Consider the following 4,406-nt stretch of genomic DNA (forward strand, 5'->3'; position numbering starts at 1 on the left):
GGCCTCGCGCGCCGGCGTAGGTCAGTACTTCGGCCTGGCCGTCGGACCCCGCCAGGGGAAGCCGACCGTGTGCTTGTAGCAGTTGGGGCCGGGGTTGTACTGCGACAGGGGTTCCCCGCACTTGGGGCAGGCACGCCCCACCGGGAACGTCTTCTGCCCACCTCTGGTGGCGGCGGGCTGGGTCCGGACGCCCTGCACGGCGCGGCCCTTGGAAGCCATGTGATCCCATTCCTTTGTCCCCGCTGGCACGACGGATCCGAGACCGGGCCGCGGGCGCGCGCCATCCGGCGGCCCGACCGCTGTGCCGCGCCGCTCAGTGTCCCACTTGGCGCGCACGGAAGCAAAGCGTCTCCCGGCGGCGTTCCCGCAGCTCAGCGCGGCTCCTGGACGCGGCGGGCGCGGCCGGGCGGCGCCCGGTGGCAGGTGTGCCACCATGGGCTCACCTGGGTGAGCACGCGACGTCCGCAACACCGCCAAAGGCCAGAGCCGTCCGCGAGGGTGGGGCCCGCGCGAAACGAAAGGGTGCTTTCACATGCAACGTCCCGGGCCGTGGCGGCCCGGGTGGGCTTCAGGCTTCAGGTCGCCGAGGTCAGCTCGACTTGCACGTCACCGCCCGCCACCCCGCCGCCGATGCTCGCCTTGACCGGGCCCCGGTGGAGCTCGGTGGTGTCGGCCGGGTCGACCCCCTCGGGCACCTCCCAGCCGCCAGCGATCAGCGCGTCCACGAACAGCCGGACCTGGTTCTCCTGCCCGCTCCTGGGCACCCGGAAGTCACGGGCCACCGACACGCAGAACCGCCGGCAGAAGCGGTTGCCTTCGACGACCTCGCTCCCAGCCACCGACGCGTAGGGCACGCCGAGGTGGTCGAGCTCCGAGCGCAGCTCCACGACGGTCGGCCGGGCCGAGCCGATCAGCAGGCTGACCGCCCATGCGAGCACCACGCTGACCCCGAGCACCGCCAGCACCGCGGTGCGCAGCCGCTTCCGCGACCCCCGGCCGGCCCGGACGGCCACCACGGCCAAGGCCACCGCGGGACCGGCCAGGGCGGCGACCCAGACGATGAGCTGGCGGTGCGCCGTCCAGCTCAGGGCCAGCCAGCCGACCAGGAAGGCGACCACCGCGGTGGGCACGGCCAGCCCGACAGCCAGGGTGATGGCCGGGGCGGCGCTGACGTCGCCCTGGTCGGGCATGTCCCAGGCCAGGATCCGACGGTATGCCTCGTCCTTCGGGTCCACTGCAACCCCCGTTCCGCGGCTCCTGCTGGACCGGGCCAAGCATGCGCCCTCTGGTGGGTGGAACGAAAAGGGTTTTCGGCGGGAGCTTCCGGGCGACCGGGCCACCGGCCCGGCCGCACCGGCGCGCTACCCTGGCTGGCGATGCGGGTATCGTTCCTGGGCTCGGCCACCGACGCCGACGCCGACCGCTTCCTGCGGGTGCTCTCCGGCGCCGTGGCCGACTTGCGGGAGGGCGCCGTGGCCGACTTGCGAGAGGGCGCCGTGGCCGACTTGCGAGAGATGGTCGAGCTGGATGCCCAGGCGATCGAGCGGGAGGCCGACGATGACCACGCCGGAGGTGGTGGACTGCCTGGGGCTGGCCTGCCCGCTGCCGCTGGTCCTGCTGGCCAAGGCGGTGGCCGGGGTCGAGGTCGGCGCCCAGGTCGTGCTGCTCAGCGACGACCCGGGCGCGCTCGTCGACGTCCCCGTGTGGTGCCGGCTGAAGGACCAGGAGTTCCTCGGCCGCGAGGACCGTCCCGAAGGCGGCTGGACGTTCCGCGTCCGCCGCAGCAAGTAGCACGGCCAGGGAGAGCGAACTCCTCAGGCGGGCCATTGCGCAGGCGCTCGGGGGCCATGGGGCAGCGGCGGGATCGGCCCGCCGTGGCGCAGGCGCTCTTGGGGGGCCGTGGGGGGAGCGAACTCCCCCCACATCGAACGAGGACTCAGGAAAGCTATGCCGCCTGCGACCGCTTGAGACGCCCCAGGCCTAGTGGAAGCTTTCGCCGCAGGCGCAGGAGCCTTGGGCGTTGGGGTTGTCGATGGTGAAGCCCGACTTCTCGAGCGTGTCCAGGTAGTCGATGGACGCGCCGGAGAGGTAGGGGGCGCTCATGCGGTCGGTGACCACCTGCACGCCGTTGACCTCACCGCGGACGTCGCCGTCGAGCGAGCGGTCGTCGAAGAACAGCGCGTAGCGCAGGCCGGAGCAGCCACCGGGCTCGACCGCGACCCGCAACGCCAGGTCGTAGCGACCCTCCCGGGCGAGCAGGTCGCGGACCTTGGTGGCCGCATCCTGGGTCAGGTTCACGACCGACGTCGCCGACTCGGTGACCTCGGACATCCGTGCTCCTTTCACTCCGGCAGGGCCGGGAGATCGTGCCGTTGGCGTACCTGCCAAACATGATAGCGCCGATGGGCGGACGGCCCCAGGCGCGGTCAGCCCGCGTCCGGGCCGGTCGGGTCCAAGGTGACGTCGGCCAACCGGCCGCCGGTCACCCTGGCCAGCTCTCCGGCCGGGACCGGGAAGACGTGGCGCGGGGTGCCCGCCGCCGCCCAGACCGTGTCGAACCGCCCGAGATGGGGGTCGACCAGCACGTCGAGCTGGCGCGCGTGCCCGAACGGCGGGGTGCCGCCGATCGCGTACCCGGTCGCGGCCCGCACCTCTCCGGCGTCGGCCTTGCGTACCGTCACCGTGCCGGTCTCCTTGGCCACCTTGACGACGTCCACCTGGTTGGCGCCGCTGGTGAGCACCACCACGGGGGTGTTGTCGGCCACGAACACCAGTGACTTCACGATCTGGTCGACCGAGCAGCCGATGGCGCTGGCCGCGTCGGCGGCGGTCCGGGTGCCCTCGGGGAACTCACGCACGTCCATGGCCAGGCCGAGGCCCCGGCCGGCCTCGACGACGGCCGTGGCTGCTCTTGGCAGGGCGTTGGTCACGGTCTCGACCCTCCCTTCGGTCACGGTCTCGACCCTCTCTCTGGTCACGGTCTCGACCTTTCTTCGGTCATGGTCTCGACCCTCTCTCTGGTGGCTGGTTCGGGTGGTGCGGGGCGCGTCATCGTACCCGTGGCCAAGCTACCGGCTCGCGTCCCAGTGCGCCGCCTTCCGGGAGGATGTCAAGGCAGCGACGACCATGCCCGCCCGACCCGCTCGGCGAGGCGCTCGAGCAGTTCGGCGGCGTTCGCGATGCACCGCTCGACGTCGGGCTCGAGGCTGGTGAGCGCGTGGGCCTCCTCGAAGCCGGCCGCCCGCAGCTCCCGCTCGGCCACCTCCACCACGCCGCCGACGGCGACCACCGGCACGCCGTGCCCAGCCGCCGCCCTGGCCACCCCGAACGGGGCCTTGCCGCGCAGGCTCTGGGCGTCCACCTTGCCCTCGCCGGTGACGACGAGGTCGGCGCCGGCCACCGCGCCGGCGAAGCCGACCAGGTCGAGCACCAGCTCGATCCCGGGCCTGAGGGTGGCGCCGAGGAAGGCGATCGCGCCGGCTCCGAGACCGCCGGCGGCGCCCGCGCCGGGCGTGCCGGCCAGGTCCAGCCCGAGGTCGTCGGCGAGCACGCGCGCGTAGCGGCGCAGGGCGGAGTCGAGCAGGAGCACGTCGTCGGGGCCGGCACCTTTCTGGGGGCCGTAGACCGCGGCAGCCCCCTGCGGGCCGACCAGCGGGTTGTCGACGTCGGAGGCGACCGTCACGCCGACCTCGGCGATGCGCGGGTCGAGGCCGGTCGTGTCGATGCGGGCCAGCCGCAGCAGCGCGGCGCCGCCCGGGGGCAGTTCGTCGCCCTGGCCGTCGAGGAAGCGGGCGCCGAGCGCGCTGGCCATCCCGGTCCCGCCGTCGGTGGTGGCGCTGCCGCCGATGCCCAGCACGAGCTCGCGGCCGCCCCGGTCCAGGGCGGCCCGGATCAGCTCGCCGGTGCCGTAGGTGGTCGCCTCGCGGGGCGCCTTGCGACCGCCGGGCAGGCGGCGGAGCCCGGACGCCTCGGCCATCTCGACGAAGGCGCTGCCGCCCTGGACGGCGATGGCAGCCTCGACCAGCTCCCCGGTGGGGCCGGTGGCCCGCACCGGGACGCGGTCGAACCCGGCCGCGACCACCGCGGCGAGCGTGCCGGCGCCGCCGTCTCCGACCGGCAGGCGGACAACCTCGGCGTCGGGCCGGGCCCGGAGCAGGCCGGCCTCGATCGCCCGGGCCGCCTCGTCGGCGCTCAGGCTGCCCTCGAACTTGTCGGGCGCCACCACGATCCGCATGGGCCGTACCATACCAACGCGACGCAGGACGGCACGGGCATCCCGCGGGGCGCGGATGCCGGGAGCGGGAGGTCACGATGGGACGCCGGACACGGGCACGGGCACGGTCGGGAGCGGCCAGGGGAGCAGGCGCAGCCACCGGGGCCGCCCACCGCGCCTCGGGTACCTCAGG

6 protein-coding genes are annotated in these 4,406 nt (G+C 74.2%); 1 reads left to right on the forward strand and 5 read right to left on the reverse strand.

The window, feature by feature from the left end; genetic code table 11:
- Positions 1-21: 21 nt before the first annotated feature.
- Complete coding sequence (locus VG276_05680) at positions 22-219, reverse strand: hypothetical protein (GenBank protein ID HEV8648893.1); 198 nt, start codon at positions 217-219, stop codon at positions 22-24.
- A gap of 356 nt (positions 220-575) precedes the next feature.
- Positions 576-1,235, reverse strand: coding sequence for a hypothetical protein (locus VG276_05685; protein HEV8648894.1), 660 nt, complete (start codon positions 1,233-1,235; stop codon positions 576-578).
- 322 nt (positions 1,236-1,557) lie between these two features.
- Between VG276_05685 and VG276_05690 the strand changes: the two genes are divergently transcribed.
- The gene (locus tag VG276_05690; GenBank protein HEV8648895.1) at positions 1,558-1,791 is read left to right on the forward strand and encodes a sulfurtransferase TusA family protein; all 234 of its coding nucleotides are present in this window, start codon (positions 1,558-1,560) and stop codon (positions 1,789-1,791) included.
- A gap of 189 nt (positions 1,792-1,980) precedes the next feature.
- On the opposite strand, the gene VG276_05695 is transcribed toward VG276_05690, so the two are convergent.
- The 3 genes from VG276_05695 to VG276_05705 form a co-directional block, all read right to left on the reverse strand.
- A complete protein-coding gene (locus VG276_05695; protein HEV8648896.1) occupies positions 1,981-2,331 on the reverse strand; it encodes an iron-sulfur cluster assembly accessory protein in 351 nt (116 codons plus the stop codon).
- Positions 2,332-2,426: 95 nt separating this feature from the next.
- Positions 2,427-2,978 (reverse strand): YbaK/EbsC family protein, encoded by a 552-nt coding sequence (locus tag VG276_05700; GenBank protein HEV8648897.1) that lies wholly within the window; start codon positions 2,976-2,978, stop codon positions 2,427-2,429.
- Positions 2,979-3,109: 131 nt separating this feature from the next.
- On the reverse strand, positions 3,110-4,234 hold the full coding sequence (locus VG276_05705; GenBank protein HEV8648898.1) for a glycerate kinase: 1,125 nt from the start codon (positions 4,232-4,234) through the stop codon (positions 3,110-3,112).
- Positions 4,235-4,406: the final 172 nt, after the last annotated feature.

Source organism: Actinomycetes bacterium (genome assembly GCA_036000965.1).
Classification (GTDB): Bacteria; Actinomycetota; CALGFH01; order CALGFH01; family CALGFH01; genus DASYUT01.